Source organism: Hymenobacter psychrophilus, assembly GCF_900107135.1.
Lineage (GTDB): Bacteria > Bacteroidota > Bacteroidia > Cytophagales > Hymenobacteraceae > Hymenobacter > Hymenobacter psychrophilus.
The window spans coordinates 154,902-181,099 of sequence record NZ_FNOV01000001.1; the positions used below are offsets into that span (position 1 = coordinate 154,902).

Consider the following 26,198-nt stretch of genomic DNA (forward strand, 5'->3'; position numbering starts at 1 on the left):
TTCCCCCTTTACTTATGAACCAGCTTCGCGCCGCTCTGGCCCCTTTCATCTCCCTCACCGATAGCGAGTGGGCCGCTCTGGCCCCGCAGCTGCACCGGCGCCAGCTGCGGGCCGAGGAATGGCTGCTCGCTCCCGGCCAGGTATGCCAGGAAATCTCCTTCGTTAGTCAGGGGCTACTACGAACCTGCTACCAGCGCCCCGATCAGGCGGAAGTCAATTTCCTCTTTCATTTTCCGCGCACGTTTGTAACTGATTACGAAAGCGTGCTGTTGCGCGAGCCGGCCCGCCTCGGCATTCAGGCCCTGGCACCCACGCAGGTACTTGCCCTGCCCGTTGCCCTGCTGCCCACGCTGTACGAAGATGTTCGTTGGCAGCGGTTCGGGCGGTTGATGGCCGAGCAGATTTACCTCGCCGCCCGCCGCCGGGCCGAAGAACTACTGTTTCTGACCCCCACCCAGCGCTACGAAAAGCTGCTTCATGAACAGCCCGACTGGCTCCGCGAGTTGCCGCTCCGGCACCTGGCCAGTTACCTCGGCGTGCAGCCCGAGTCGCTGAGCCGCATCCGCCAGCGGCTGACGCAGCCCGCTCCCGTAGGCGGCGCAAACCGGGGGCATGCCTTCCCGGAGGCCAACACTTGCGGCGGCCCTGCATTTCTTAACCAACGTCAAGGGTAAGTGCCTGCTCGGGAGGGTAGGTTTGGGCTTTCACCAAATCCACTTCCGCTCATGTCAGTTTTATATCGTAGCCTCGGGCTGCTAATGGGGGCCACCGGAATATTGCACATGCTGCTGGGTGTGGCGGTATTTACCGGTCCGGCCCGGTCCATCTGGCAGGCCGGTATCTGGAACTCCATTGCCCACGACTATAGCCGGGCTACTTTCCTGTGGTTTAGCTGCAGCGGCGCGCTGTTGCTGCTGCTAGGCTACCTGATGCACTGGGTTTTGCAGCAAAGACCCCTGCCGCGGGCCTTGGGAGGCGGGCTGGCGGCCTTGGCCCTGGCTGGCGGAATCATAATGCCGGTCAGTGGGTTTTGGCTGGTCCTGATTCAGGCTGGCCTTATTCTGAGGGGTCCGCGCACTGTGCCTGCCAAACAATAACGCCGGCTAATACCAGCGTTGCACCTAGTCCGGCAGGCATAACAGGAAGTTCCAGAATAAAAGTCTATCTTTAGCCCGTTAAAAGGCAACTTGTCAACGAGTCAATTAACTTAGTTCAGCCTGGCTGAGCTGAGCCAAACGGATCCGCTGCTGCTTGCTTCATCACTTCCACCACCTTCCAAGCATCATGCAGACGGGAACCGTAAAATTTTTCAATGAAACCAAAGGTTTTGGTTTCATCAACAACGCCGAAACCGGCGAAGACATCTTCGTACACGTAACCGGCCTCATTGACGAAATCCGCGACAATGACAAGGTAGAATTCGAAGTAGAGCAGGGTCGTAAGGGCCTGAACGCCGTTAAAGTGCGTCGCGCTTAGCCTAACCTACTTTTTGTAGTTGCAAAAAGCACGCTCCAACTGGGGGCGTGCTTTTTTGTGCTCCATAGCGGACGACGGCGAAGCGAATTTGTGAGGGCATTTTCTGTAGTTTAGTCGCATGAAGCAAGCAGCCTCCACCGTATTTGCCGTCCGGCCCGCCCGCTTCGGCTTCAACACCGAAACGGCCGAATCCAACCACTTCCAGCAGGCCCCCACCAACCTGAGAGCCGCCGACGCCGACGCCCGCGCCGTGGCCGAGTTCGAGGCCCTGGTTGAAACCCTGCGCAGCCGGGGCGTACAGGTGCGCGTGTTCGACGATACGCCCACGCCCGCCAAACCCGACGCCGTATTTCCCAACAACTGGCTCTCGCTGCACGCCGATGGCCGCGCCGTGCTCTACCCCATGTGCGCCCCCAACCGCCGCGCCGAGCGCCGCCCCGATATTGTGGCCGCCCTGGGTCAGGAATTCCGGATATCAGAAGTGCTGGACCTATCGGGCGCGGAGGCGGAAGGCCGGTTTCTGGAAGGCACGGGCAGTATCATCTTCGACCACGCGCACCGTCGCGCCTACGCCGGCCGCTCGGCCCGCACCGAGCCAGGGCTGCTTGCCGAGGTCTGCGCCCGGCTGGGCTACCGGCCGGTGTTGTTTCGGGCCATCGATGCGGGCGGGCAGGAAATCTACCATACCAACGTGATGCTCAGCATCGGGCCCGGCTTTGCGGTGGCCTGCCTCGAAAGCATTGCCGATGCCGCCGAGCGCCGCGCCGTGGAGGACTCGCTCCGCGAAACCGGCCACGAAATAGTGCCTATTTCGCTGGCCCAGGTGACCTGCTTTGCCGGCAACATGCTGGCCCTGCAGCCCGCCGGCGGCCCCGTGCTGCTGGCCATGTCGCAACGCGCCCACAACTCGCTCACGGCCGAGCAGGGGCAGCAGCTCAGCCGCCACGCCGAGCTGCTGCCCCTGCCCATCCCGACCATCGAAACCCTGGGTGGCGGCAGCGTCCGGTGCATGCTGGCCGAGGTGTTTCTGCCCGAATTACAGGGTGCCGCTACGAAGTAAATACAGGTCTATTGGCTGGCCGAAACCTTCGCCAAAAAGGCTGTTTAACGGAGCTATTCAGGCCTGAAACGCGTTGTCTATCCAATGACGCAAACTGCCCTTTTTCCCTCGCTCGATATCCTGCCCGAACCCGCCGCAACTGTTGCCACGCCGCGCCAGCATGGAGCCAAGCTCTGGCTGCCCAAGCGCGTGGTGTTCACCCCGGCCGCCCTCGACGAGCCGTTTGGCCAGCAGATGCTGGCCCGTGCCCAAAGCCACGGGCTGGAAGTGGAGCTGCTCAAAAGCAACCGCCTCACCGGCCTGCGCGGCGACGACGTGCGTGAAACCTACCGCCGGGCCAAAGGCACGCTGGCCGTGGTCTGTGCCCCGCCCGGAGCCCTGCGCCTGCAACCCACGCCCCCCTCGGCCGATTGGCAAATGAACCTGGCCGAAGGTTGCCCGGCCCATTGCCAGTATTGCTACCTGGCCGGCAGCCTCAGCGGCCCGCCGGTAGTGAAGGCCTTCGCCAACCTACCTAGATTGCTCGAAAACACCCAAAGCTACGAGCAGGCCGGCCGCGTTACGAGCTTCGAGGTGAGCTGCTACACCGATGTGCTGGGCATCGAGCACCTCACCGGCTCGCTGGCCGAATGCATCCGCTACTATGGCCAGCGCGAGGGCACGCACCTGCGCTTCGTGAGCAAGTACGACCACGTAGCGCCGCTGCTGGCGCTGCCCCACCACGGCCGCACCCGGGCCCGCTTCAGCCTGAATGCTGAGCCGGTGGTACGGAAGCTGGAGGGCGGTACGGCCTCGGTGGAGGCGCGCCTGCAGGCGTTGCGCCAGCTGGCGCTACCCCGCGAACGGGGCGGCGGGGGCTATCCGGTGGGCGTGGTGCTGGCCCCCATCATGCCCCTGCCCAACTGGCAGCAGGAGTATGGCCAGCTGCTCGACCGGGTGGCGGCGGCCCTCGATTTCAACTGCGACCTGACGGTGGAGTTCATCACCCACCGCTTCACACCTGGCTCTAAAAACGTGCTCTTGGATTGGTATCCCAACACCAGCCTCGACTTTGATGAAGCCACCCGTGCCGTGAAGCGTAACAAGTTCGGTGGTACCAAATTCGTGTACCAGCCCGCCGATATGCGTCAGCTCAAAGAGTTCTTCTACGCCGAGTGGCAGGCCCGTTTTCCCAAGGCCCCGGTGCTGTACTGGACGTAGGTTTTTTTGAGAAGCTAGAAGCTAGAAGCTAGAAGCTAGAGCCTGTTATGGACTTGTAGCTCGAAAAACGCCTTTTGCCAGCAGGAGTGTGACAAAGGCGAGGAAGTGAAATTGGTGCATGGTCAGGGCCAACCGTTCGTAATCACGCGCTAAGCGCCGGAAGCGGGCCGCCCAGCCAAAGCTGCGCTCAACGACCCAGCGGCGGGGCAGCAGCACAAAGCCGGTTTGGCCTTTGGGCTTGGCAATAACCTGTAAATCAATATCGTGCACGGCCGCGGCGTACGCCGCGTCTTCGCCCGTGTAGCCCTGGTCGACGTAGGCCACCTGCACTTTTTGGCCCGTGACCTGCTGCACCCGCTCACAGAGTGCGTCGACCTGCCCGCGGTCAGGCTCGTTGGCTGGCGTAACGACAGCGGCCAGCAGGTGACCCAGCGTGTCGACGGCCACGTGCACCTTGCTACCCTTGCGTCGTTTGGCCCCGTCGTAACCGGCGCGGGCGCCGCTTTCGGGCGTGCTTTGCAGGGTGCGCGAGTCCAAAATGACGGCTGTGGGCTCGGCCTCACGTCCGACCAGCACGCGGGCCAACTCGCGCAAATCGGCCATCATGTGCTCAAAACACCGGTTATCGCGCCAGCGCGCCCATTGCTGGTAGACCGCCGGCCAAGGCGGCAGGTCGTGGGGCAGGTAGCGCCAGCCGCAGCCGGTTTTGACCAGGTAGCGCAGGGCGTTGAACACGGCCCGGAGCGCGTGCTGCCGTTGCGACGCGTTTTCGCGCACCAGGGCCAAATAAGGCGCTACAAACGTCCATTCGTCATCCGTTACGTCGCTGGGGCAACCACTTCGCTGTGCCATACCCCCAAATTACGCTACCAGTGCATAACAGGCTCTAGAAGTCAGGAGTTAGAATACAGCCTGTCATCCTGAGCAAAGCGAAGGACCTTATCACGTTGGAACAGCCGCAACAACGACTCGTTCAGACGTAATAAGGTCCTTCGCTTTGCTCAGGATGACAGGCTGTATTCTAACTCCTGGCTCCTGACTTCTAGCTTCTCAAATCATACCCCCAACTGCTCCGGCGTTACCAGGTCCAGCAGGGTGCTGGTGCGGGTGCGCGTCTGGTTGACCAGTTCGGGTTCGTCGGCCAGCGTATGGCCGAAGGTGGGCACCATTTCGCGGAACCGGGCCTGCCACTCGGGCGTGGCCGATTGCGCGGGGAAGCAGCGCTGCACCAGCCCCAGCATAATGCTGACGGCGGTGGAGGCGCCGGGCGAAGCCCCAAGCAGCGCGGCAATAGTGCCGTCGGCGGCCGTTACCACCTCGGTGCCGAATTCGAGCACGCCGCCCTGCTTTTTGTCCTTCTTGATAACCTGCACGCGCTGGCCGGCAATGGCCAGCTCCCAATCCTGGGCCTGGGCTTCGGGCAGGTATTCGCGCAGAGCCGCCAGCCGGTCATTTGGCGACTGGCGCACCTGCTGAATCAGGTATTTGGTGAGCGACAGGTTTTTGAGGCCGGCCATAATCATGGGCTTCACGTTGCCGAACTGAATCGAGGCCGGCAGATCGAAGTAGGAGCCCGTTTTCAGGAACTTGGTGCTGAAGCCGGCGTAGGGGCCGAACAGCAACTGCTTTTCGCCGTCAATTACGCGCGTATCGAGGTGGGGCACCGACATGGGCGGCGAGCCGACGGAAGCCTTGCCGTACACTTTGGCATCGTGGCGGGCGATTACGGCCGGGTTCACGCAGCGCAGCCACTGCCCGCTCACCGGGAAACCGCCGTAGCCGGCGGCCTCTGGAATGTGCGACTTTTCGAGCAGCGGCAGCGAGCCGCCGCCGGCCCCGATAAACACGAACCGGGCCCGGGTTTCCGTTTCCTGGCCGTTTTGCAGGTTTTCGGTTTTCACCCGCCAGCTGCCGTCGGCGTTGTGGTGCAGCTTGTCTACTTCGTGGTGGAAGTGCAGGGTTACGCCGGGTTTCTCCTGCAGCAGATAGAACATGCCGCGGGTCAGGGAGCCGAAGTTAACGTCGGTACCCAGGTCCATGCGGGTAGCGGCCACGGTCTGGTCGGGGTCGCGGCCGTCCATCACCAGCGGCATCCAATCGGCTATTTCGGCCTGGTCTTCGCTGAATTTCATGCCCTTAAACAGAGCCGACGCGGTGAGGGCAGCATGGCGCTTGCGCAGGAACTCTACATTTTCGCGCCCCATCACGAAGCTCATGTGCGGAATGTGGTTGATGAAGCGCTGAATTTCCTTCACGTCGTATTTCTCCGTCAGGAAGGCCCAGAACTGCTTGCTCTGCTCGAACTGCTCGGCAATGCTGAGGGCCTTGCTGATGTCGATGGAGCCATCGGGGCGCTCGGGCGTGTAGTTAAGCTCGCAGAAGGCCGAGTGGCCGGTGCCGGCGTTGTTCCAGGCGTCGGAGCTTTCGGCGGCGGCCACATCGAGGCGCTCGAAAATGGTGATGGTCAGCGTTGGGTCGAGCTCCTTGAGCATCAGGCCCAGCGTGGCGCTCATAATACCGGCACCAATCAGCACAACATCGGTAGTGGGTAAAGAAGAAGTAGTGGAATGCATAGGGAAAGAGGCTAGATGATAGGTACGGACCACGGGCCTAAAAAGATAGAATCCTTGCCAGCGTCAGGGCGCAGGGGCTGCACAGATTTGCCAATCTATCTATAAATCTGTATATTAATGATCTGCTCTTGCCGGGTTTTTCCAGCGTTGTTTGGTGGGGGCGGCGGGCCGGGCCGGCTACGTTCGTTTCAAACCTCATTTGCCATGCATCATATTGTTTATTCGAGCCAGGTAGTGGGCGAGTTAAGCGAGGGCCTGCTGCGGGAAATGCTGGTAAAGTTCCGGGAGAAAAACCGCCAGCTCGATATTACCGGCATTTTGCTGTATTGCGACGGACAGGTGCTGCAGGTGTTGGAGGGCGAGCGCACGGTAGTGGAGCAACTCTACAGCGTCATTGAGCACGATCTGCGCCACCGCGCCGTGGCCAAGCTGGCCGATGGCCCGGTGAGCTGGCGCGAGTTCCCCGAGTGGTCGATGGCCTTTGCCATTGCCTCGCCCAGCGCCTTCGCCTCGCTGGCCGGCTACTGCAACCCCAACAACCCCTGGCAGCCCCGCAACGAAGCCGGCCTGCTCATCCGGGAGCTGATCCGGGAATTTATCCAGCAAACCCATCTTATTATCTGATGAACCTACTACCCGACCTGCCACCCGCCATTCCGGCCGATTACCTCGAACTGAACCGTCGCCTCTGGAACGCCAAAACGGCTTCTCACCTTGCTTCCGATTTCTACGATGTGCCCGGTTTCGTGGCGGGCAACTCGTCGCTCAACCCGCCCGAGCAGCAGCTGCTCGGCGACGTAACCGGGCAGCGCATTCTGCACCTGCAATGCCATTTCGGCCTCGATACCCTCTCGCTGGCCCGGCTGGGTGCCCACGTCACGGGCGTCGATCTGGCCGATGACGCCATTACCTCTGCCCGCGCCCTCAACCAGCAGCTGGGCCTGGAGGCCGAGTTTTTACAGGCCAACGTACTGGCCCTGCCCGCTCACCTCGACGGGCAGTTTGATGTGGTGTTCACTTCCTACGGTGTGCTGGGCTGGCTGCCCGACCTGCCGCAGTGGGCCGCCAGCGTGGCCCGCTGCCTGCGCCCCGGTGGCCGGCTGGTGCTGGTCGAGTTTCACCCCGCGGTCTGGATGTTTGACAACTACTTCACCCGCATCGAGCACTCGTACTTCAACCGTCAGACCATTGTTGAGCAGGAAAACGGCACCTACGCCGACCGGGCTGCCCCGCTGCAGGAAACGTCGGTATCGTGGAACCACAGCCTGGGCGAGGTGCTGGGGCGCTACTAGGCCAGAGGCTGGCCATCCGCCACTTCGAAGAATACGACTACTTGTGCTACGACTGCCTGAACGGGCTGGAACCAGCCCCCGGCGGTGGCTACCGGCTCGCCCACATGCCCGGCAAGCTACCCCTCATGTACTCGGTAGTAGCCCAGAAGCCGTAGGTTTTAGTCGTTTAGCAGAGGAACGTCATTCTGAGCGGAGCGAAGAATCTCGCGTGAGTTGATTGAATGATTGTAGCAACGATTCACGCGCGGTTCTTCGCTCCGCTCAGAATGACAGTTCTTTCACTAACCACTAACCACTAACCACTACATCGGCTGTAGTTACAAACCGGGCCCCGCGCTGCGCCAGGTCGGCGCGGGCCTGCTGGTAGCCTTCGGCGCTGATAGCACGGGTGGCATCTTCCACGAAGAATACTGCAAAGCCTTCCTGCAGCGCATCGAGGGCCGAGAAGTAGACGCAGAAGTCGGCAGCCAGGCCGGCCAGGTATACTGCGGTTACGCCGCGGCCGCGCAGGTAGTCGGCCAGGCCGGTGCTTTTGCGGTGGCCGTTGTCGAAAAAGCCGCTGTACGAGTCGATGGCCGGGTTGGTGCCTTTGCGAAAGATGGCCTCGATGCGGTGCTGGTCGAGACCGGGTACGAATTCGGCGCCGGCGGTGCCCTGCACGCAGTGGTCGGGCCAGAGCGTTTGGAGCAGCCCGTGCAGCTCGCCCTGCTCGAAGGGCTGGCGGCCGGGGTGGGTGCCGGCAAAGCTGCCGTGGCCGGCCGGGTGCCAGTCCTGGGTGGCGACCACCAGCTCGAAGCGGGGCTGTAATTGGTTGGCCAGCGCCACAACGGCATCACCGCCGGGCACGGCCAGAGACCCGCCGGGCACAAAATCATTCTGAATATCAATCAGCAGAAGCGCTTTCATCGGTCAAAACTGAAAAGTGAGTGGCCCTGGCAACAAGTGATTTTCGGGGGAAGGTGTATGCCGCACGGCCGGGCAAACTTAGCCCAATCTGTCCACTCGGGGGCTCGCTCGCCCGATTCGTGCGTACTTTGCCCCGAATTGAGGGCCGGGCCCGACCCGGACCGAAAGCGCACGATAGGCAATGACGAAGTTTTTTCTGGTAGGAATGGGCCTGCTGCTGGGCGGCTGGCCGCAAGTGGGCACAGCCCAAACCATGAGCCCCGTTTCGGCTCCCGAGCCCGCCGCCCGGCAGGCCGTGGCCGGCACGCGGGTGTGGCTGAGCCCGCCGCCCGGCTTCGGGCCGGCGGCGGGCCTTACGGGACTGCGCCGGGGGCCGGCCGCGTTGCAGGTAATGGAGATGCCCGGCAGCAACTATTATCGGCAGGCAGCGGGCTTCAATCCGGCCCGCTTCACGGCCCGTGGCGGCACGGTTATCAGCTTCAGCACGCTGCAGGTAGATGGGTATCCGGCCCAGCTGGCGCGCGTGCAGCTCAGCCCTACTCAGGAAACCAGCCAGCTGCTGTTCGGCGACTCGACGTTTGTGGTGATGCTCGACGCCCGTTACCCGGTGGCCGACACGGCCGCCGGGGCCGCCCTGCGCCGCAGCCTGCGCTCGGCTACTTACCGCCCCGCCGCCGCCGATGCGCCGGTCACGCTGGGCAATGTCGTGTTCGTGCTCGACGAGCCCAAGTCGCCCTTCGCGCTGGCGCTGGCCCGGCGGGGTACCTATACCTATACGCTGGGCGGGCAGCGCAAGCCCGATTACGGCACCGAGCCGCAACTCACGGTCAGTACCTACCCCTACAACCCGTCCATCACGGCGGCCGACATCAGCGACCAGCTCCTAACCCGCCCCGACGGTCCCAGGGCTTACAAGCCGCGTAAGATGAGCTCGGGCAAAGTAAACGACCTGGTAACCTACGAAACCGAGGGCTTTGCCCAGCTGCAGGGCCAGCGGGTGATGGTGTACCAGCAGGTGACGGTCATCGGCAACACCGCCGTGGCCCTGCAGGGCATTGCCCGCCAGGATTTCGAGCAGGCGCTGGAGCAGTTCAAAAGCCTGACCCACACGATTAAGGCGCGCTAGTTTAAGCAGCGGGGAAACAGCAATACCACCTCACGTTCCTTCAAACGGAAACTGCTCCAGCGCCTCCCAGGGGCCGCCGCGGTAGGCCCAGAGGGCCAGGCCGGTGCCGGTAATGTCGTAGGGCTCGAAGTCGGCAGCAAGCTGCTCGTGCAGGGTGCGGGCCACGGCAGGCAACACTTTGTTCTGCACCGTGATGTGCGGCCGTAAGGGCTGCAAATCCTGAGGCCGGAGTGTGGCGGCCCAGCGAGTCTGCAATGCCCAATGCAGCTGGCGCAGCTGGTCGTTTTCGAGGGAATATGCCACGCCCTGGCCCAGAAAGCGTACGCCCGCCACGCGCAGCAGCAGCGGCGGAGTGGCGGCCGCCAACTCGTGCAGCTGCCCGGCAAGGGCTGCGTAATCAGCTCCCGGTAAGTGGTGGAAAAGCGTGACGTGGGCCCGCAGGTAGTTGCGGGCCGGCGGAAAGTGCGCAGCGCATCGAAGTGCTGCTGGGCCTCGTTGTTGAGAAGTAACGTCAGAATCAGGGGCGCCTCGATGGCAACCGGCCGCAGCTCAGTCATAAGCAACCAAATACCCCGATACGCAGCCGAAGCAAATCGGGGCAAAAAAGCGGGTATAAACCGCCGCATTGCACGCCCCCGATGTCGGGCAGGGTCTTACTTTTCCAGCATTACGCGGGTAGTGGTGGTAGCACCGGCCTGCTGCACCCGCAGCAGGTAAAAGCCAGCGGGCAAATCGGCCATTGATACCTCGATGGAAGCCGGGCCAGCCGGGGCGGTAAGCCGCTGCACCACCTGGCCCCGGGCCGAAATCAATTCCAGCGTGGCCTCCTGACCGGGCAGCGGCAGCACCACCCGCGCCGTATTGCGCACGGGGTTAGGATACACGGTGGCGGTGGCCGCGCTACGCACCATCCGTACGCTGGAGTAAGCTATGGTGCCATCGAGGTCGTGCATGGCCAGCCGGTAGTAGGCCACGCCGGGCAGCGGCTGGGCATCGGTGGCCGCATATTGCTGGCCGGTGGCCTGGTTGCCGGCCGTCACCCGCGCCACGGTGCTCCAGGCGGTAGCAGTGGGGCTGCGCTCTATCTCGAAATGGCTGGCGCGTGCTTCGGAAGCCGTGGTCCAGCTCAGGCGTACCGTGGAGCCGGTGGCCGCCGCCTCGAAGCGGGTGAGTGTAACGGGCAGGGGCAGGGCATCGGGGAAACTCACGGCGTCGCCGCGGTTGCAGCCTAGGGCCGCCCCGTAAGTCTGGCCGGTCCAACTGCCAGTCTGCCGGTCAATCTTATAAATGGTGCCCACATCGGCCGTCACGGCATACACGCCGCCCTGGCGGTCGGAGAACATAGCCCCGATATCCTGCGTGGCGGGCAGCAGCGTGGCCGGAGTGGTGGTAACGGCTACCGGCGAGCTGCTGATACCGCTGATAGTGAGAAATTTGCCGTCCTGGCCGATGTAGCTGACCAGATTGCCCGAAAACGGGTCGAACACCCAGTCCTGGATACCGCCGGAGGGGAGTGGCCCGGTATTGTTGTTCTGGCCAAACAGCGTAATGTTGTTGAGGTAGGCTTGGGTTTGGAGCCGAAACGTGTTGATAAGGGCCGCTGTGGCCGGGTCGCTGACGTCGAGCAGCCGCCAGGTGGGAGTGGCGGTGATGAAGGGCGTAAGCTGCACCTGACCCACATAAAAGCGGAAATCGGTGATGGTGCTGGCGCCGGCGAAAAAAACGTTGCGGTTGTAGTTGAACGACACACCGCCCACAAAATAGCTCGACGAGTTATCACCGTCGCCGATGAAGTTAAGCGTCTGGTTGTAGGACAGCGTTGCGTAGCCGAAACCCGCTGGGCCGGTGGTAGCGGGTGGGGCGGGTGGCCCCGAAACCGGCCCCAGGTTGGTGGCCTGGGCCGTAGTAAGGCTTACGCGGTAGAGGTTAGGCGGCGTATTGATGCTCAGCACCGTGAACGGGGCCACATTCATGGCGTACAGATTGGCGCGGTCCTGCTGGTCGTTGCCCAGGGCATTGAGTACCAGCGGCATACCCGCCTCGTTTACGGTGCCAATCAGCGTCAGCGAGCCATCCACATTGATGCTCTCGAGCGTGGAGGGGTTGTTGGCGCTGCCCGGACAGGCCGAGCGCACGGCAAAGCTGTTGGATGGGAACTGGGCCCGTGCCTGCAATGCACTTGCAGCGACCAGGCAGAAAAGAATAAGTTGTTTCATAATGGGAAGGAAAGGCAGGGTCAAAGAACGGATATCTGCCTGAATATAGTAAAATAACTGGTTATAATGCAATAAATAAGCGGACATTTTGAATGTATTCCCGAAACAGGGTACTGTCAGGGCATATTGATACCGTTCCTGGACGGGCGCGCTGGGCTGTCAGGATCCACAGACGTTCTGCGCATCTTTACCCGCCCAACCCCGCTACCGCTACCATGCCCTACACCCTGCTCATTCGCCACTGCGGCCAGCTGCTCACGCTGGCCGGCCCGCCCGCTACCCGCCCGCTGGCCGGCCCCGACCAGGCCAACTGGCGCATCATTGCCAATGGCTACGTGGCCTGCGAGAACGACCGGATTGTGGCCGTGGGCCCCATGGCGGAGCTGGACGAAAGCCAGCTGACGCCTACTACCCAAGTTGTTGAGGCGCACGGCCGGGTGGTGATGCCCGGGCTGGTAGAGTGCCACACACACCTAGTGTTTGGCGGGCAGCGGGCGGCCGAGTTCGAGCGGAAGCTGCGGGGCGAATCGTACCTGGCTATTCTGGCCGGCGGCGGCGGCATTCTGAGTACCGTACGCGCCACCCGCGCCGCCACCGAAGCCGAGCTGCTGGCCGCTGCCCTGCGCCACCTAGTCGATTTCTGCCGCTACGGCGTTACCACGCTCGAAGCCAAAAGCGGCTACGGCCTCGATACCGAAACCGAGCTGCGGCTGGTGCGCGTGGCCCGCGAGGCCGGCCGCCGCCAGCCCGTGCGGGTGGTGCCCACTTTCCTGGGCGCCCATGTGCCCGGCCCCGAGTACGCCGGCCGCCCCACCGACTACCTGACCATGCTCGTGGCCGAGGTGCTGCCCCGCCTCGACCCGGCCGAAGTGCCCTTTGTGGACATTTTCTGCGAGCAGGGCGCGTTCAGCGTGGCCGATTCCCGCAAATTCCTGACGGCGGCCCGCGACCTGGGCTTCAAGCTGAAAATCCATGCCGAGCAGCTGCACGAGCTGGGCGGCAGCGAAATGGCCGCCGAACTGGGCGCCGTCAGCCTCGACCACGCCGACTACCTCTCGGCGGCGGCGGCGGCCCGCATTGCTGCCGCTACGCAGGGGCGCACGGTGGCGGTGCTGCTGCCGCTGGTGCCGCTGTTTCTGCGGCTGGAGCGGTATGCGCCGGGCCGCGCGTTTATTGATGCCGGCCTGCCGGTAGCGCTCAGCACCGACTTCAACCCCGGCTCGTGCCCCAGCAAAAACCTATGGCTGGCCCTGAGCATGGGGTGCCTGAAAATGGGCCTCACGCCTGCCGAAGCCGTGGCCGCCGTAACGCGCAACGCCGCCTGGGCCATCGGTCAGCAGCAGGAGTGCGGCAGCCTGGAGCCTGGTAAGCGGGCCGATGTGCTGGTGCTAAACGTGGCCTCGCTGCCTGAAATACCCTACTGGCTGGGCGATAATCCGGTGCAGCAGGTGATAATCGGGGGTGAAATAATAGCCGATAACGGCTGAGCCCGCCCGCAAAAAAGCCCGGTCGTCGTCAACCTGACGGCCGGGCTTTTTCGCGGGCGGGTTTTAGGCTTACAACGTGTTCAGCTCGGTGAGCAACGCGGCAACGCTGATTTCGTTGAGGGCGGGGGTGAAGGGCACGCCCGCCTGCAACGTGCCATCCTGGCGGCCATAGTAAAGTTTGTTGTCTACGGTGCGCATCACGACTATGCTCACGCGGGCCCCCTGGGGCATTTGGGCGGCCCGGAACGTATTCGGGGGGGTGAAGTCGCAGACTGCTACCGCGCCGTTGAAATCCCGGAATACGGCGAATACACTGGTATTGGTGGTCGGGTCGATGTTGGTGCCGGGCACGTTCACGACGATGGGCAACGCACTGGGCGTATAGTAAAATCGGTCGCAGTTGAACCAGCCGATGCCGCTGTTGTAAAGGGCGCTGCCGATGGAGATGAGGTTGCCCGTGGGCGTGGGCGTCATGCCGGACCCAAAGTCAGGGTTCAGATACCAGCTGAAACAGGTGCCGCCGGCCGGCCCCGACACGAACAGCTGCATGGAGTCGCGGCTGACCAGGTTGGGCGGGTTCTGGGTCTGGATCTGAATAATGGCCCCGGGGCTCATCCGCACGGCCGTGTCCTGCTCGGCCCGCAGAAACACTTCCCCCGCCGATTCGAGTGCCGCCCCGTACGCCACGGTGGGGGTGTTGCTGAGTACCATATCGGCCCGGCGGTAAATTTCGCGCAGCGTGAGCTGAATGGGTACCGTGAGGGGGCGGCCGTTGCGCACAAACGCGTCGCCCGGAATGGTAACGACGGTGCGTTGGCTGCCCACGAAGGTGTTGGCCTGGCCGGGCGTATAAGTGAATGTTTGGCGGGCGGCCCCAAGCTGGGTTTGCAGCTCGCGGATAGTGGTCGGGACGGGGAGTTGAGGGCCAGTGCCATCTTCGCAGATAACTGTGCCGGCATCGAACTGGCAGGCCGATAGCAGGGAAAGCAGCAGCAGCAGCGGCGCAAACAGGAACCGTATCATAAGGCAAATCGGAGTTAGAAGGAATGAACTGGGGAAGAAATCAATGCTTGCGCGGATCGAGGTTCCAGCGGTACCCAAGCTGCACGCCCACGCTGAAGGGGTGGCGCGGTGCCCGGTTGTTGGGGGTGGTAAGTGAGTTGAGAAACAGCTCGCCCTGGGGCCGTATGGTGAGCCACTGGCCGGGGGCGAACTGGTAGTCGGCAAACGCGCCAACGGTCAGGGCCAGGTTCAGGCGCCGGTACGCGGTGTCGGTCGGAGTGGGGCGGCGGAGCCGCTGCCCGCAATTGCAGGCCGAGCCCTCGGTTACGCGCATGCTGGTGAGCAGGGCCGCAGTGCCGCCGCCCAGCACCCCATAGCGCCAGCGGTGGTTGCCCCCGAGCGTCAGCTGGGCCTGCACCGGAATGGTTATGAAATTGTAGGTGTCGCGGAAGTCGATCTGCCTAGTTTTAGCCGAGTCCGCGTTGCTGAGGGTGTAGCGCAACGTGTTGGCGTACTGCGCGAAACCCAACCCGCCGGCTACCGTCAGCCGGGGCGAGAAAGCGTAGGCGCCCATCAGCTGGCCACTGCCACTCCAGGCGGGGCGCTCCAGTTTTTCGAGCTGGGTAGAAGCGCTGCCCAACAGCCGGTAGGTCAGGCTGGGACCAGCAGTAAGCTGCACACTCCAGTTGCGCAGGCGCAACTCCTGGCGGGTGGGGCGCGGCGGGCGGGGCAGGGGCCGCGAACTTACTTTAGGTACGGCAGGCTGCGGCGGCGTTGGCAGGGGGCGTCGGGCCAGCGGCTCGTTGCTAAACGTAGCCGCCAGCCCGGCCAGATCGGATGCCGGTGTAGCCCGGCCCTGGCGGTCGGCGGGGCGGTTACTGGCTTTGGCACCGCGCCCGCGCCGGTTCATCGGCCGGTTGCGGACCAGGGCCAGAGTGGTTGGTTGCTGCTCGTTGGCTGTACGCTGCGGCTGGTTTCGGTGCTTAGCCACGCCTGCGAACTGGGTGGGCTGGTCGGTGGCGGCAGCAGCGGGCCGATTGGCCTGGTGGCGGTTGCCAGGCCGGATAGTTGGCAGGTTGAAGCCGTTGCCGGGCAGTGTGTTTGAACTGCGTGCGGCCCGGGTCGCCGGGCTGGCATCAGCGCCCGCATTAACGCCCGAATCGGAGCCCGCACCAATGGCCGGCGAAGGGGGCGTATCGAAGTCATTGATGGAGGTAGCCGCATCCGAATCGGCAGCAGTGGCCCCCGTTAGCGGAGAGTCAGTTGACGGCTCAACCGTATTCGAAAGCGGGTTTGACGCTCGCCCGGCAGTGCTCCGCTCCGGGGCGCGGGCTACCGTAGCAGCGGCATGTTCCGCCGGCTCCTTCTGGAAGAAGGGTCGCCAGTAGGTACTAGTAACCGTGATGCTCACCAGCAGCACCGCCAGCAGCCCCAGCGGCATCAGCCGCCGCAGCCAGGACGGCCGCTGCGGCGGCAGCTGCTGCTGAATGCCGGCCCACACCGATTCGGGCGGCGGGCTGCCGTAGGGTTCCAGCTTGCGGCGCAGGTCCCGGTAGAAATGGTCGGAGTCTTTCTCAGTCATGGCAGCGGGAAATGTGGGCCTGCTGATGCAGGCGGGCTTCGAGCAGGCGGCGGGCCCGGGAAAGTTGCGACTTGCTGGTGCCCTCCGAAATGCCGAGCAGCTCCGCAATTTCAGCGTGCGAGTACCCCTCAATGGCGTACAGATTCAATACCGTGCGGTAGCCCGGCGGCAGGGCGTGCAACTGCTGCACCAGTTCGTCGGCCGACAGCTGGTCGAAGGGTGTGCCGCCGGGGGCGGGCAGGTCGTAGGCTTCGTCGGTCAGGTCGAAGTGCAGGCCCCGCTGCCGGTGCTGCTGCCAGAGGTTGAGCGAGGTAGTAACGGCAATGCGCCGGGCCCAGGCCTCGAACGGCCCCTGGCCACGGAACTGGTCGAGGCGGGTAAAAATCTTCACGAACGCAAGCTGCAAGGCATCTTCGGCCTCCTCCCGCGACGGACAGTAGCGCAGGCAAACGCCCATCAGCTGATGGCCCAGCCGCTCGTAGAGGGCACGTTGGGCCGCCGGCTGGCCGCGGCGGCAACCCGCCACCAGTGCATCAAGTGATTCGGCCATAGGCGGGAGAAGATAAGCGGATAAACACGTCGGGCGCTAGCATGCTGACCCCATGACCGGCTTACCCCAGGGGCGGGTTGCGTGGGCAAACAACTATTTTTTTCAGCGCCCGGCCGCGCTTTCTGTTCCGTCAACAATAACGGCCGAAACCGTAGCTTCGCCGGGCGGTGTTGCACCGCCGTTTTCATTCGCGTTTTCCCTTTTGCTATGCTGCTGCCCCTTTATCAGGTCGATGCCTTTTCCGACCGACCCTTTGCCGGCAACCCCGCCGCCGTGTGCCCCCTTACCGAGTGGCTGCCCGAAGCCACTATGCGGGCCATTGCGGCCGAAAACAACCTGGCCGAAACCGCCTTTTTCGTGCCCAAAGCCGGGGCAGAAGGTGAGTACGAAATCCGCTGGTTTACACCCGCCGTGGAGGTGGAGCTGTGTGGGCACGCCACGCTGGCCTCGGCCCACGTGCTCTACCGCCACCTCAATTTCCAGCCCGAGGAAATCGTATTTCACTCGAAAAGCGGCCCGTTGCGCGTGAGCCGTGCTGAGAATGGCATGCTGACCCTGGATTTTCCGGCCCGGCCTCCGAAGCCGCTGGCCCAGCACCCCGACGGCCTCGTCGATGGCCTGGGGGCCACCCCGCTGGCCCTGCTGGCCGGCCCAGACCTGGTGTGCCTGTTTGCCTCGGAGGCCGAAGTGCGGGCCCTGCGCCCCAACCAGGCCCGGCTGGCCGAGGTGGAGTTTCGCGGCATCATCGCCACGGCGCCCGGCACCAACGGAATCGACTTCGTATCGCGCTTTTTTGGCCCCCGCGTGGGCGTGCCCGAAGACCCGGTAACCGGCTCGGCCCATACCACGCTGGTGCCCTACTGGGCCGAGCAGCTGGGTAAAACCAGCCTTCGCGCCCGCCAGGTATCGGCCCGCGGTGGCGAGCTGTGGTGCGAGCTGCGCGGCGAGCGGGTGCTGATGAGCGGCCACGCCGTCACCTACCTCAAGGGTGAAATAGAGCTGGGGGAGCTAAACTGATGGCCAAATTGCTGCGCTACGGCATTGCGGCCGTGTGGCTGGCCAACGGCCTGCTGTGCAAAGTGCTGCACCTGGTGCCCCGGCACGAGGCCATCGTGGCCCGCATCCTGGGGCCGGCCTATGCCGGCCCGCTCACCCGGCTCATCGGGATGGCCGAAATCGGGCTGGGCTTGTGGGTGCTGACCGGCCGCCGGCCACGCCCCACGGCCGCGCTGCAAATCGGGCTGGTACTGACGATGAACGCGCTGGAGCTCTGGCTGGCCCCCGACCTACTGCTCTGGGGCCCGCTGAACTTCGCGTTTGCCCTGCTGTTCGCGCTGGTGGTTTTTTGGTGGGGGCGGCTGGAGGGGGAAGTGCGAAGTGAGCACAGAGAAGTGAGAGTTGGAAAAAAGAACCTCATTCTGAGCGCAGTCGAAGAATCTCCACCGCTTCGTTGCAACAATTCAGACGAAGCGGTAGAGATTCTTCGACTGCGCTCAGAATGACGTCCTTTCCCTAATTCCTAACCGTATGCTCGCGCACCATCCATTTGCCGTTGCCGCCCAGATCAGCCGCACTACCGTGCTGACGTATGCCGTGCCTGTGGCCGAGTTGCGGGCGCTGGTGCCGGCGTGCCTCCAGCTCGATACGCTGGATGATACGTGGGGCTTTGTGGCCGTGGCGCTGGTACAAACGCGGCAGCTGCGACCCAAGGGTATGCCGGCGTTTCTGGGGCAGGACTTTTTCCTGATTGGCTACCGTGTATTCGTGCGCTACACCACGGCGGCCGGCAAACGGCTGCGCGGGCTCTATATCCTGCGTTCCGAAACTGATAAGCGCCGGATGCAGTGGTTGGGTAACCTGTTCACCGGCTACCACTACCGCACCATCGACATCGTGTACCAGGCTACCGCCAACGGCCTGCGGTTTGCTTCCGAAAAAGCCCGGCTGCGTGTTCAGGTAGAGCTGCCGGCCGGGGGCGAGGCCGAATTGCCGGTCGGTTCGCCGTTTGAAAGCTGGGCCAAGGCGCGGCGGTTTGCCGGGCCGCTGCCCTTCACGTTTTCGGTTGATGAGGCCGGCCAGCAGATGATCATTGTGGAGGGCGTGCGCGAAGACTGGCACCCGCAGTCGGTGCGGGTGCTGGAGGCGCAGGTGGGCCTGCTCGACGAGCTGGGCCTGCCGGGCACGCAACTGGCCAGCGCCTTTACCATGACCAACATTCCGTACAGCTGGAAAAAGGGCCGCGCCGAGCCCTTGCCCGCATGAGCACCGCGGCCACCAGTCCCGAAAACAAGCGCGGGCCGCTGCTGGGCGTGGGCAACATCGTGCGTTTTAATTGGCCCTTTTATGCCCTGGCGGCCAGCGGGGCACTGCTGCTGGGTGCTGCCGCGGTGTGGGGCCCGCCCGCCACCCGGCCCTACGCCGGGCTGGCGCTGCTGGCTGTGCTGCTGCCCGCCACGCTTTCGCTGCTGGCCTCCTGGTACGTGTACGATTGTTCGGCGCTTTACCGCTTTTCCTGGCTGCCGGCCCCGGCCACGCCCTTGCACCGCATCCTCAACATTCATGCGGGCTTCGACGAAACCAGCGCCCTGCTGTGGGTCCGGTTTCCAACGGCCGAGCTACGGATATTCGACTTCTACGACCCGCAGCTGCATACCGAGGCTTCCATCCGGCGGGCGCGGGCGGCCGTGGCCCCTTACCCCGGCACCGTGGCAGTGCAGCCCCTGGCTTTACCGCTGCCCCACGCGGCTATCGACCAGGTGTTTGCGCTGCTGGCGGCCCACGAAATCCGCGACCCGGCGCAGCGGGTGGCATTTCTGGCGGAGCTGAAGCGGGTGCTGGTACCCGGGGGCCGGGCCGTGGTGGTGGAACATCTGCGCGACCCGGCGAATTTTCTGGCTTATACCATCGGATTCCTGCATTTTTACTCCCGCGCCACCTGGCTCGAAGCTTTCCAGGCGGCCGGGCTACGGCTCGAGCAGGAAATCAAGATCACGCCGTTCGTATCAGCCTTTATTCTGGCCGACAATTCTAGAGATAATGGAGCTGATGCCGCTGGAAACGCACCTTAAACTGATCGGGGCCCTGCTAACACCCCTGGCCCTGCTGCACGCTGGTTTTCCGCGTTACTTCAACTGGGCCACCGAGTTCCGGGCCATCAGCCTCATCAACCGGCAGATGATGTACGTGCATACCCTGTTTATTGCCCTGCTGGTACTGCTGATGGGCCTGCTGTGCCTGGGCTACGCGCCGGAGCTGGTGCATTCGCGCCTGGGCCAGGTAGTGTGCCTGGGGCTGGGCCTGTTCTGGCTGGCGCGGCTGGTGGTGCAGTTCGTGGGCTACTCGGCCGAACTGTGGCGGGGCAAGCGCTTCGAAACCACCGTGCACGTGCTGTTCGTGCTGTTCTGGGCCTACCTGAGCGTGGTGTTCCTGGCCGTGTACTGGCTGGGCGACAGTAGCTGATGTAGCCTGCGCCTACTTCAGTACCTCGCGCCCGAAGCCGCCGCGCTCAATAACCTGTTCTATAAAAAGCGCCTTGCCCGGCACCCGCAGCAGCGCCTGATGCAGCTCCTCGGGTACGCCGGTGTAGCACACCAGCCCGCCGTGGCGGTACTCGATTTCCAGCGTTTGCGTGGCCGGGTCGTAGCCCACGGCTTTCAGGGAAGTAGAACGAATGGGGCGACGTTGCATATCCAAGGAAGATTTTACACAGTGAAGAGAGTACGAACTAAGTTGACAAACTGCTTTTTCCCCTTCTATATCTATGCACAGTTATATAAACTCAGGAGGCTTCGTCTTGCTTTTGCTATTCGTTGGTTGCCAGACAGATGATACGTTACCGCAAAAAGAGCAGCGGTTAGTTTACGATTATCGGATTGATGTGGAGGAAACTGCCATGTCGATGCCACAAAGAATACTAAGCGTTCAAACCGGCAGGTCTATCTCGGCATTCTATAGCTATAGAGCATCAGCTTACCTTTTCATCTATTCGAAAATTTATCCGGTAGGACCACAACAAGCAGACTCATTTCGAAGCATACGTCGCGTACCTCAAGACACGCTAACAATCGTTTTAACTCGTCCTCAAACGGATACCATTTATAGCTTGGCCCAACGGATATTCGCGCTTCCACAGCAAGCAGTATTACGTGATAGTCTGCATCCGCCGGTCTTTTCCCAACTACACGACACAGACCCGTATCTTAGCATTAAGCTACGCCTCAATCCCTATCGTGGGCCTGCTTACGAATGTACAGGCTACAGAGAAGAAAATGGCGCTAGCTACAATCTGCATGATTATCTATTGACGCTGCAGCGGAGACACCTAAAATTGCATTAAAGCCGCTATTCTGTTCATAGGTACTCTGAAATATGCCTACGCCGCCGGCTTCTTGCGGGCTGCCGCTACCTTCTTGCCAGCCACCGGGGCGGCCAGCTTGGCGGGGTTGTCGGCCAGGAACTTGCCCCAGCTTTTGCCACCAGCTTTCACGTTGTTGCCCTTTTGGTAGTGGTGGCAGAGGGCCACGCCCAGCGCATCGGTGGCGTCGAGGAATTTGCTGGCTTCGGCGATGGGGGGCAGCGTGAGGGTCTGGCGTAGCATGTGGGCCACTTGCTCCTTGGTGGCGCTGCCCGAGCCGGTTACGGCCTGCTTTACCTTGGTGGGCGCATACTCCACGTACGGAATCTGGCGGGAGAGACAGGCGGCAATGGCCATGCCCTGGGCCCGGCCCAGCTTGAGCATACTCTGCACATTCACGCCAAAAAACGGCGCCTCAATGGCCAGCTCATCGGGCAGGTACTCGTCAATCAGCTCCAGCATCCGCTCGAAAATGCGCTTGAGCTTGAGGGCGTGGTTGGTGCCCAGCTTCTGCATGTCAATCACGTCGTAGCAGAGCACTGTCACCTTCTGGCCCCGCACCTCAATCACGGCGTAGCCCATGATGGACGTGCCGGGGTCGACGCCCATAATCACCTTGGGCAGCAGTTCAGAAGAAGAAGCGAGGGGAAGAATCATGGTTTTGTTAAGCTGCAAGCCTCAAGCTATAGGCTGCAAGCTTTAAATTTGGTAGCCTTTTCGGGGTATTGGGACTGAGCAAAGGGAATAAAGTCGATGCTCTGAAGAAGCTACACCAGGCTTACAGCTTGAAGCTTGCGGCTCTGATAAGCTAACTTGCCGAAATTACGCAACCTGCCGTCATTTTGCCCGCCTCGCCGTCCCAAAGCTACGCCCAAAGCCCCGAACCCCGCATGCCAACCCGCCCTGCTCCGGCACGGGGCGGCGGCTGGGTGGTGGCGGCTAAGCTGGGCATTACGCTGCTTACGTTGGGTTTGCTCTGGCACTCGCTGGTCGATAATGAGGCCACGGCCGCCGCGTGGCGGGGGCTGCTGGCGCGCAGTCTGGGCGGGCAGGGGCGTGGCCCGGTGTTGCTGGCGTTGCTGCTGGTGCCGCTCAACTGGGGCCTCGAAAGCTGGAAATGGTGGCGGCTGGCCCGGCACCTGGAGCCCGTCTCGTTCCGGCGCAGCTTCCGGGCGGTGCTGGTGGGCCTCACGCTGGGCTTCGTCACACCCAACCGCATGGGCGACTACGCCGGCCGCATCATGGAGCTGAAAAGCCGCCGGCTCGATGCGTTGGGAGCTGTGTTTCTGGGGCGCTACTGCCAGCTGGTGGCCACGGTGGCGGCCGGTACGCTGGGCTTGCTCTACTTTGGGCTGCGCTTCTACCTGAACGGCTACCCGGCCGCGCAAATCGGGCTGGTGGTGCTCACGCTGGCAATCAATCTGGCGGTGCTGCTGCCACTCTACCACTCCGAGCTGCTGGTGGCGGCCGTGCGGGCCATTAAGCCGTTGCGGCGCTTCAGCCGCTATCTGGCCGTAATGCCCACCTACCCGGCCCGGCTACTGACCGATGTGCTGCTGATTTCGGGGCTGCGCTACTTGGTATTTGGGGCACAGTTTGGGCTGCTGCTGCTGGCCTACGGGGTGCAGACGGCCGTGGGCCCGGCGGCGGCGGCCGTGGCGGGCACCTTCCTGCTCAAGTCGCTGGTGCCCTCGCTCAATGCGCTGGCCGATGTGGGCGTGCGCGAACTGTCGGCCACCCATTTGTTCGGGCTGCTGGGCCAGCCGCCGCTGCCGGTGCTCAGCGCCAGCCTGAGCTTATGGGTACTCAATATTGCCGTGCCCAGCGCTGTGGGGCTGATATTCGTGCTGCGCCTGAAAGTGCTGCGCAAGCGCCAGGCCACCACGACTAGTGAGGCGGCTCCAGTTTCGGCAGCAGCGCCTGCCACTGCCGAAACTACCCCCACCGCATGAGCAGCGCCTGGAGCCTGTTGCTGCTGGCGTTTCCGGCGCTATACGCGGAGCAGCTGCTGCGTCTGCGCCGCGCCTGGCAGCAGCTGCCGCAACCCGAGTTGCCGCCGCTGCCCGCCGCCGCCGATTCGGTTGCCGCGCCCGCGCCCGCTGCCGTGCCGCGTTTCTCGGTGCTCGTGGCCGCCCGCAACGAGGCCGCCAACCTGCCGCAGTTACTCGCCGATCTGGCCCGCCAGCGCCTGCCGGCCCACGAGTTCGAGGTCATCATTGCCGACGACCACTCGACCGACGACACGGCTGCGCTGCTGGCAGCCGCCGCCACAACGGCCGCTTTTCGACTGCAAATGGTGCGGCTGGCCGAAGTGCCGGGGGCGGGAGTCGGCAAGAAAGCGGCGCTACAGGCAGCCCTGCAGCACGCCCGCGCCCCCTGGATAGTGTGCACCGATGCCGACTGCCGCGTGGGCCCCGACTGGCTGCGGACCTACGCCGCGCTGCTCGATGGGGCCGGGCCAGCGGTGAACTTCGTGAGTGGTCCGGTGCTGCTGACGGGGCCGGATACCCTGCTGCAGCGCCTGTCGGGGCTGGAGTTTGCGGGGCTGGTGGGCACGGGAGGGGCCGGCATTGCGGCCGGCACGCCCACCATGTGCAACGGGGCCAACCTGGCCTACCGCCGCCGCGCCTTTGCGGCCGTGGCCGGCTACGCGGGCAACGCCCACCTGCCCAGCGGCGACGACGAATTCCTGCTCCATAAGCTGCACGCGGCGTTTCCGGGCAGCATTCGGTTTCTGAAACACCCGGCCGCGCTGGTGCGCACGGCCGGGCCGCCCACGCTCTCGGCGCTGTTGCGGCAGCGGGTGCGCTGGGCCAGCAAGTGGCGGCACTACCGGCACCTGCCCTCGCAGCGGCTGGCAGTGCTGGTGCTGCTGGCCAATTTGGCCCCAATGGCCGGGCTGGTGGCCTCGGTCTGGCAGCCCGCGCTGCTGCCCGGGGCCGTAGCCGGCCTGGGCCTCAAGCTGGCCGCCGACTGCTGGTTTCTGGCCCCGGTACTGGGCTTCCTGGGCCGCCGCCGCTGGCTGGCCTACGCGCCGCTGCTGCAGCTGGCCTACGCACCCTACGCGTTGCTGGTGGGCCTGGCGGGCCTGCGCGGCGGCTACGAGTGGAAGGGTAGGAGGGCCGGGTAGAAGCGGGGCGCTATCTGAAGGTCATCAAACCCTAAAAGATGCTTGCTATTGCGGCGTTTGACGACGTACTTTCTGCGGTGTTCCAACCTCTCTGTCAAGATGAATAAGAACCTGCCGGAAATCATGATGCCGGCCAGCCTGGCGGTGGTGGCTTTGTTGATTTGCGGGCTGCTATTGACCGCTACTGGGGTGCTGGACGAATATCTTCCTACTTCTGCTAGCCAAATAGAACAGCCAGGGGGCTGTGCAGTAGTTGATATGCCTTCCTCGCTCAATCGGGTTGCGTTTGACACCTTACATCTGCCAGTTGGTAAGCGAAGGGCGATTCTGGCTGGTGAGTTCCTGTTCAAAGGCAACTGTGCCCAGTGCCACGGCATTGTTGATGTGGTAGTCGGCCCCGCGCTGGCCGGGGTGCGCAAGCGGCGGCCGGAAAAGTGGCTGCACGCCTGGGTGAAGAACTCGAGCAAGCTGATAGCCAGCGGCGACGAGTATGCCGTAAAAGTCTACGAGCAGTACCAGAAGCAGCAGATGCCGAGCTTTCAACTTTCCAACGAGGAAATCAGCCAGATTTTCGACTACCTGCAAGCTGTGGAAAAACAAGGTGCTATGGTAGCGGCCAATTGAACAGTTCTGCGAACCTCCGCGCATCCCTCTGCGTGTCGCTGCCAAAAACCCCGGCCGAACATCTACCTTTGCCTGCTCACAATCTGCCCTTCCTGCCGTGACCGACGCCGAATTTGATGTTCTCGACGAGTTGTACTTCGTCACGCCCTTCGCCGAGCTGCTGAAAAAAACCGGCCTGCCGCGCCCCGAGCTCGTGGACACCCTGCGCCGGCTGATGGACGTGGGCTACGTGCGCAGCTTCTGGCCCGACCCCGACACCGAGCTGGCCTACGAGGAAAGCTCGTTTGGGGCCTTGGTGGGCGACTGCCAGTTTCTGGCTTCCAAAGAGGGCCTGCTGCAACACAACACCCGCTGATGCCTGCCGTTGCCGCTGCTGCTCCGGTTGCCGCGCCGGCCGTGGCCCGCTCGCCGGGCTACTACGTCCGCCAGCGCCTGCTGCGCAATCTGCCGGCCATGCTTGGGCTGGGCTTCATTGTGCTCTGTACGCTGGTGGCCGTGTTGGGCTACTGGGTGCTGCCCGACAACTCGCCCTCGGCCAACAACGGCCTAGTACAGCTGCAAAAAGAAGCCCCCGGTTTCCCGGCCACCATCCTGCGCCTGCCCCGGCCCGCTGCGGTGCGCGACGCGGCCGACAACCTGCTACGCACCTGGTGGCAGGGCCGGACGCCACGCTTCCGCGAGGTGGCCATTGGCGGCTACCAGATTGTGGGCGACTCGCTCATCACCCAGCCCTACCAGAACCACTCGGCCCTGGCCGACCAGCGCCAGGCCTACGCCCTGAGTGCTGTGGCCGGCCGCAGCGGTTCGGCCGCCGAGCTGGCCCCGTTGGCCCGCCGCAATATCATCGAAAGAATGTACTGGCTGGGCACCGACAAGGCCGGCCGCGACGAGCTGAGCCGGCTGCTGCTGGGCACCCGCATCAGCCTGGGAATTGGGCTGGTGGCGGTGCTGATTTCGGTGCTGCTGGGCATGCTGGTGGGCGCCGTGGCCGGCTACGTGGGCGGCTGGCTCGACTCGCTGCTGCTGGGCCTGATGACGGTGGTGTGGAGCATTCCGGGAATTATGCTGGTGATTGCCATTTCGCTGGCCCTCGACAGCAAGGGCGTCTGGACCTCGTTTGTGGCCGTGGGCCTGACGATGTGGGTGGATGTGGCCCGCGTGGTGCGCGGGCAGATGCTGAGTTTGCGCTCGGCTACTTTCGTGGAGGCCGGCCGGGTGCTGGGCCTGCCCCAGCGCCGCCTGATTGCCCACCACTTGCTGCCCAACATGACCGGCCCGCTGATTGTGCTGGCCACAAGTAATTTTGCAGCGGCCATTCTGCTCGAAGCTGGCCTGAGTTTCTTAGGTTTGGGCGTGCAGCCGCCAGCCCCGTCGTGGGGCCTGATGGTAAACGAGGGGTTCCAGCTGCTGGGCACCCGTGCCGGCCTGTGGCTCACGCTGCTGCCCGGCCTGGCCATTAGCCTGCTGGTGCTCAGCTTCAACCTGCTCGGCAACGGCCTGCGCGACGCTTACGACCCCAAAACGCCACTTTAATCAATGAGTGAATGAGTGACTCGGTGAATGAGTGTTGTCATTACGACGTTCGATTATCTCACCGAGTCACTCATTCACCGAGTCACT

General features: G+C 63.4%; 28 protein-coding genes and 1 pseudogene. 19 read left to right on the forward strand and 10 right to left on the reverse strand.

The features are described from left to right. Positions 1 to 14: 14 nt before the first annotated feature. From BLW21_RS00570 to BLW21_RS00590, 5 genes are all read left to right on the forward strand, one after another. Positions 15 to 674: a Crp/Fnr family transcriptional regulator gene (locus BLW21_RS00570; RefSeq protein ID WP_092736808.1), complete on the forward strand. Its 660-nt coding sequence runs from the start codon at positions 15 to 17 to the stop codon at positions 672 to 674. A 51-nt stretch (positions 675 to 725) separates the two neighbouring features. Beyond that, positions 726 to 1,097: a DUF6463 family protein gene (locus tag BLW21_RS00575; protein ID WP_139255028.1), complete on the forward strand. Its 372-nt coding sequence runs from the start codon at positions 726 to 728 to the stop codon at positions 1,095 to 1,097. A 187-nt stretch (positions 1,098 to 1,284) separates the two neighbouring features. Continuing rightward, complete coding sequence (locus tag BLW21_RS00580) at positions 1,285 to 1,476, forward strand: cold-shock protein (protein WP_019949498.1); 192 nt, start codon at positions 1,285 to 1,287, stop codon at positions 1,474 to 1,476. A gap of 118 nt (positions 1,477 to 1,594) precedes the next feature. Then, positions 1,595 to 2,536, forward strand: coding sequence for a citrulline utilization hydrolase CtlX (gene ctlX / locus BLW21_RS00585; RefSeq protein WP_092736812.1), 942 nt, complete (start codon positions 1,595 to 1,597; stop codon positions 2,534 to 2,536). Between the two features lie 84 nt (positions 2,537 to 2,620). Then, on the forward strand, positions 2,621 to 3,736 hold the full coding sequence (locus BLW21_RS00590) for an SPL family radical SAM protein (protein ID WP_092736814.1): 1,116 nt from the start codon (positions 2,621 to 2,623) through the stop codon (positions 3,734 to 3,736). Positions 3,737 to 3,781: 45 nt separating this feature from the next. Here BLW21_RS00590 and BLW21_RS00595 read toward each other — a convergent pair whose 3' ends face one another. Together BLW21_RS00595 and BLW21_RS00600 are read right to left on the reverse strand one after the other, a co-directional pair. Beyond that, complete coding sequence (locus tag BLW21_RS00595; RefSeq protein WP_092736816.1) at positions 3,782 to 4,588, reverse strand: IS5 family transposase; 807 nt, start codon at positions 4,586 to 4,588, stop codon at positions 3,782 to 3,784. A 203-nt stretch (positions 4,589 to 4,791) separates the two neighbouring features. Further along, entirely contained in the window at positions 4,792 to 6,309 is a 1,518-nt protein-coding gene (locus BLW21_RS00600; RefSeq protein ID WP_092736818.1) for a malate:quinone oxidoreductase, read from the reverse strand. 204 nt (positions 6,310 to 6,513) lie between these two features. Between BLW21_RS00600 and BLW21_RS00605 the strand changes: the two genes are divergently transcribed. Beyond that, positions 6,514 to 6,933, forward strand: coding sequence for a BLUF domain-containing protein (locus BLW21_RS00605; RefSeq protein WP_175470803.1), 420 nt, complete (start codon positions 6,514 to 6,516; stop codon positions 6,931 to 6,933). Further along, positions 6,933 to 7,601 (forward strand): class I SAM-dependent methyltransferase, encoded by a 669-nt coding sequence (locus BLW21_RS00610; protein WP_245711767.1) that lies wholly within the window; start codon positions 6,933 to 6,935, stop codon positions 7,599 to 7,601. The genes BLW21_RS00605 and BLW21_RS00610 overlap by 1 nt, the downstream gene beginning before the upstream one ends. Positions 7,602 to 7,889: 288 nt before the next feature. On the opposite strand, the gene pncA is transcribed toward BLW21_RS00610, so the two are convergent. Then, entirely contained in the window at positions 7,890 to 8,507 is a 618-nt protein-coding gene (gene pncA, locus BLW21_RS00615) for a bifunctional nicotinamidase/pyrazinamidase (protein ID WP_092736822.1), read from the reverse strand. Positions 8,508 to 8,688: 181 nt separating this feature from the next. On the opposite strand from pncA, the gene BLW21_RS00620 reads away from it, so the two are divergent. Beyond that, entirely contained in the window at positions 8,689 to 9,633 is a 945-nt protein-coding gene (locus BLW21_RS00620; RefSeq protein WP_139255029.1) for a hypothetical protein, read from the forward strand. A 30-nt stretch (positions 9,634 to 9,663) separates the two neighbouring features. On the opposite strand, the pseudogene BLW21_RS00625 reads toward BLW21_RS00620, so the two are convergent. Together BLW21_RS00625 and BLW21_RS00630 are read right to left on the reverse strand one after the other, a co-directional pair. Then, a pseudogene (locus BLW21_RS00625) lies at positions 9,664 to 10,110 on the reverse strand (2'-5' RNA ligase family protein); the annotation flags it as partial. Between the two features lie 176 nt (positions 10,111 to 10,286). Next, a complete protein-coding gene (locus tag BLW21_RS00630; protein WP_139255030.1) occupies positions 10,287 to 11,849 on the reverse strand; it encodes a T9SS type A sorting domain-containing protein in 1,563 nt (520 codons plus the stop codon). Between the two features lie 215 nt (positions 11,850 to 12,064). Between BLW21_RS00630 and hutI the strand changes: the two genes are divergently transcribed. After that, on the forward strand, positions 12,065 to 13,336 hold the full coding sequence (gene hutI, locus BLW21_RS00635) for an imidazolonepropionase (protein WP_175470804.1): 1,272 nt from the start codon (positions 12,065 to 12,067) through the stop codon (positions 13,334 to 13,336). A 69-nt stretch (positions 13,337 to 13,405) separates the two neighbouring features. On the opposite strand, the gene BLW21_RS00640 is transcribed toward hutI, so the two are convergent. From BLW21_RS00640 to BLW21_RS00650, 3 genes are read right to left on the reverse strand one after another with little or no spacing between them, the layout of a single operon-like run. After that, on the reverse strand, positions 13,406 to 14,359 hold the full coding sequence (locus BLW21_RS00640; RefSeq protein WP_092736830.1) for a hypothetical protein: 954 nt from the start codon (positions 14,357 to 14,359) through the stop codon (positions 13,406 to 13,408). Between the two features lie 40 nt (positions 14,360 to 14,399). Then, entirely contained in the window at positions 14,400 to 15,920 is a 1,521-nt protein-coding gene (locus tag BLW21_RS00645) for a porin family protein (RefSeq protein WP_092736832.1), read from the reverse strand. Further along, complete coding sequence (locus BLW21_RS00650) at positions 15,913 to 16,470, reverse strand: RNA polymerase sigma factor (RefSeq protein ID WP_092736834.1); 558 nt, start codon at positions 16,468 to 16,470, stop codon at positions 15,913 to 15,915. The genes BLW21_RS00645 and BLW21_RS00650 overlap by 8 nt, the downstream gene beginning before the upstream one ends. A gap of 207 nt (positions 16,471 to 16,677) precedes the next feature. Between BLW21_RS00650 and BLW21_RS00655 the strand changes: the two genes are divergently transcribed. Genes BLW21_RS00655 through BLW21_RS00675 form a run of 5 tightly spaced genes read left to right on the forward strand, consistent with a single transcriptional unit; the run spans position 16,678 to position 19,929 of the window. Then, positions 16,678 to 17,487 (forward strand): PhzF family phenazine biosynthesis protein, encoded by an 810-nt coding sequence (locus BLW21_RS00655; RefSeq protein ID WP_092736836.1) that lies wholly within the window; start codon positions 16,678 to 16,680, stop codon positions 17,485 to 17,487. Continuing rightward, positions 17,487 to 17,972, forward strand: coding sequence for a DoxX-like family protein (locus BLW21_RS00660; RefSeq protein ID WP_092736838.1), 486 nt, complete (start codon positions 17,487 to 17,489; stop codon positions 17,970 to 17,972). Before BLW21_RS00655 ends, BLW21_RS00660 begins: the two co-directional genes overlap by 1 nt. Positions 17,973 to 17,997: 25 nt before the next feature. After that, positions 17,998 to 18,732 carry a DUF2071 domain-containing protein gene (locus BLW21_RS00665; protein WP_092736840.1) on the forward strand — a complete coding sequence of 245 codons (735 nt, stop codon included), beginning with the start codon at positions 17,998 to 18,000 and terminating at the stop codon, positions 18,730 to 18,732. Then, positions 18,729 to 19,538: a class I SAM-dependent methyltransferase gene (locus BLW21_RS00670; RefSeq protein WP_092736842.1), complete on the forward strand. Its 810-nt coding sequence runs from the start codon at positions 18,729 to 18,731 to the stop codon at positions 19,536 to 19,538. The genes BLW21_RS00665 and BLW21_RS00670 overlap by 4 nt, the downstream gene beginning before the upstream one ends. Then, positions 19,507 to 19,929 carry a hypothetical protein gene (locus BLW21_RS00675; protein ID WP_245711768.1) on the forward strand — a complete coding sequence of 141 codons (423 nt, stop codon included), beginning with the start codon at positions 19,507 to 19,509 and terminating at the stop codon, positions 19,927 to 19,929. Before BLW21_RS00670 ends, BLW21_RS00675 begins: the two co-directional genes overlap by 32 nt. Positions 19,930 to 19,941: 12 nt before the next feature. On the opposite strand, the gene BLW21_RS00680 is transcribed toward BLW21_RS00675, so the two are convergent. Beyond that, entirely contained in the window at positions 19,942 to 20,157 is a 216-nt protein-coding gene (locus BLW21_RS00680; RefSeq protein ID WP_092736844.1) for a KTSC domain-containing protein, read from the reverse strand. A 685-nt stretch (positions 20,158 to 20,842) separates the two neighbouring features. Then, on the reverse strand, positions 20,843 to 21,481 hold the full coding sequence (gene ruvC, locus BLW21_RS00685; protein ID WP_092737548.1) for a crossover junction endodeoxyribonuclease RuvC: 639 nt from the start codon (positions 21,479 to 21,481) through the stop codon (positions 20,843 to 20,845). A gap of 185 nt (positions 21,482 to 21,666) precedes the next feature. On the opposite strand from ruvC, the gene BLW21_RS00690 reads away from it, so the two are divergent. The 5 genes from BLW21_RS00690 (at position 21,667) to BLW21_RS00710 (ending at position 26,111) form a co-directional block, all read left to right on the forward strand. Beyond that, positions 21,667 to 22,776, forward strand: coding sequence for a lysylphosphatidylglycerol synthase transmembrane domain-containing protein (locus tag BLW21_RS00690; RefSeq protein ID WP_092736846.1), 1,110 nt, complete (start codon positions 21,667 to 21,669; stop codon positions 22,774 to 22,776). Beyond that, positions 22,773 to 23,954 (forward strand): glycosyltransferase, encoded by a 1,182-nt coding sequence (locus BLW21_RS00695; RefSeq protein ID WP_092736848.1) that lies wholly within the window; start codon positions 22,773 to 22,775, stop codon positions 23,952 to 23,954. The genes BLW21_RS00690 and BLW21_RS00695 overlap by 4 nt, the downstream gene beginning before the upstream one ends. A 99-nt stretch (positions 23,955 to 24,053) precedes the next feature. Further along, positions 24,054 to 24,578, forward strand: a complete 525-nt coding sequence (locus tag BLW21_RS00700) for a c-type cytochrome (RefSeq protein WP_245711769.1) — start codon at positions 24,054 to 24,056, stop codon at positions 24,576 to 24,578. 97 nt (positions 24,579 to 24,675) lie between these two features. After that, positions 24,676 to 24,933, forward strand: a complete 258-nt coding sequence (locus tag BLW21_RS00705; RefSeq protein ID WP_092736850.1) for a MarR family transcriptional regulator — start codon at positions 24,676 to 24,678, stop codon at positions 24,931 to 24,933. Beyond that, positions 24,933 to 26,111: an ABC transporter permease gene (locus BLW21_RS00710; protein WP_092736852.1), complete on the forward strand. Its 1,179-nt coding sequence runs from the start codon at positions 24,933 to 24,935 to the stop codon at positions 26,109 to 26,111. The genes BLW21_RS00705 and BLW21_RS00710 overlap by 1 nt, the downstream gene beginning before the upstream one ends. Positions 26,112 to 26,198 lie beyond the last annotated feature (87 nt).

Bases quoted from the DNA above. Each gene is read 5' to 3' on its own strand.
- BLW21_RS00570 (WP_092736808.1), top strand. From the start codon at position 15: ATGAACCAGCTTCGCGCCGCTCTGGCCCCTTTCATCTCCCTCACCGAT.
- BLW21_RS00575 (WP_139255028.1), top strand. From the start codon at position 726: ATGTCAGTTTTATATCGTAGCCTCGGGCTGCTAATGGGGGCCACCGGA.
- BLW21_RS00580 (WP_019949498.1), top strand. From the start codon at position 1,285: ATGCAGACGGGAACCGTAAAATTTTTCAATGAAACCAAAGGTTTTGGT.
- ctlX (WP_092736812.1), top strand. From the start codon at position 1,595: ATGAAGCAAGCAGCCTCCACCGTATTTGCCGTCCGGCCCGCCCGCTTC.
- BLW21_RS00590 (WP_092736814.1), top strand. From the start codon at position 2,621: ATGACGCAAACTGCCCTTTTTCCCTCGCTCGATATCCTGCCCGAACCC.
- BLW21_RS00595 (WP_092736816.1), bottom strand. From the start codon at position 4,588: ATGGCACAGCGAAGTGGTTGCCCCAGCGACGTAACGGATGACGAATGG.
- BLW21_RS00600 (WP_092736818.1), bottom strand. From the start codon at position 6,309: ATGCATTCCACTACTTCTTCTTTACCCACTACCGATGTTGTGCTGATT.
- BLW21_RS00605 (WP_175470803.1), top strand. From the start codon at position 6,514: ATGCATCATATTGTTTATTCGAGCCAGGTAGTGGGCGAGTTAAGCGAG.
- BLW21_RS00610 (WP_245711767.1), top strand. From the start codon at position 6,933: ATGAACCTACTACCCGACCTGCCACCCGCCATTCCGGCCGATTACCTC.
- pncA (WP_092736822.1), bottom strand. From the start codon at position 8,507: ATGAAAGCGCTTCTGCTGATTGATATTCAGAATGATTTTGTGCCCGGC.
- BLW21_RS00620 (WP_139255029.1), top strand. From the start codon at position 8,689: ATGACGAAGTTTTTTCTGGTAGGAATGGGCCTGCTGCTGGGCGGCTGG.
- BLW21_RS00630 (WP_139255030.1), bottom strand. From the start codon at position 11,849: ATGAAACAACTTATTCTTTTCTGCCTGGTCGCTGCAAGTGCATTGCAG.
- hutI (WP_175470804.1), top strand. From the start codon at position 12,065: ATGCCCTACACCCTGCTCATTCGCCACTGCGGCCAGCTGCTCACGCTG.
- BLW21_RS00640 (WP_092736830.1), bottom strand. From the start codon at position 14,359: ATGATACGGTTCCTGTTTGCGCCGCTGCTGCTGCTGCTTTCCCTGCTA.
- BLW21_RS00645 (WP_092736832.1), bottom strand. From the start codon at position 15,920: ATGACTGAGAAAGACTCCGACCATTTCTACCGGGACCTGCGCCGCAAG.
- BLW21_RS00650 (WP_092736834.1), bottom strand. From the start codon at position 16,470: ATGGCCGAATCACTTGATGCACTGGTGGCGGGTTGCCGCCGCGGCCAG.
- BLW21_RS00655 (WP_092736836.1), top strand. From the start codon at position 16,678: ATGCTGCTGCCCCTTTATCAGGTCGATGCCTTTTCCGACCGACCCTTT.
- BLW21_RS00660 (WP_092736838.1), top strand. From the start codon at position 17,487: ATGGCCAAATTGCTGCGCTACGGCATTGCGGCCGTGTGGCTGGCCAAC.
- BLW21_RS00665 (WP_092736840.1), top strand. From the start codon at position 17,998: ATGCTCGCGCACCATCCATTTGCCGTTGCCGCCCAGATCAGCCGCACT.
- BLW21_RS00670 (WP_092736842.1), top strand. From the start codon at position 18,729: ATGAGCACCGCGGCCACCAGTCCCGAAAACAAGCGCGGGCCGCTGCTG.
- BLW21_RS00675 (WP_245711768.1), top strand. From the start codon at position 19,507: ATGGAGCTGATGCCGCTGGAAACGCACCTTAAACTGATCGGGGCCCTG.
- BLW21_RS00680 (WP_092736844.1), bottom strand. From the start codon at position 20,157: ATGCAACGTCGCCCCATTCGTTCTACTTCCCTGAAAGCCGTGGGCTAC.
- ruvC (WP_092737548.1), bottom strand. From the start codon at position 21,481: ATGATTCTTCCCCTCGCTTCTTCTTCTGAACTGCTGCCCAAGGTGATT.
- BLW21_RS00695 (WP_092736848.1), top strand. From the start codon at position 22,773: ATGAGCAGCGCCTGGAGCCTGTTGCTGCTGGCGTTTCCGGCGCTATAC.
- BLW21_RS00700 (WP_245711769.1), top strand. From the start codon at position 24,054: ATGAATAAGAACCTGCCGGAAATCATGATGCCGGCCAGCCTGGCGGTG.
- BLW21_RS00710 (WP_092736852.1), top strand. From the start codon at position 24,933: ATGCCTGCCGTTGCCGCTGCTGCTCCGGTTGCCGCGCCGGCCGTGGCC.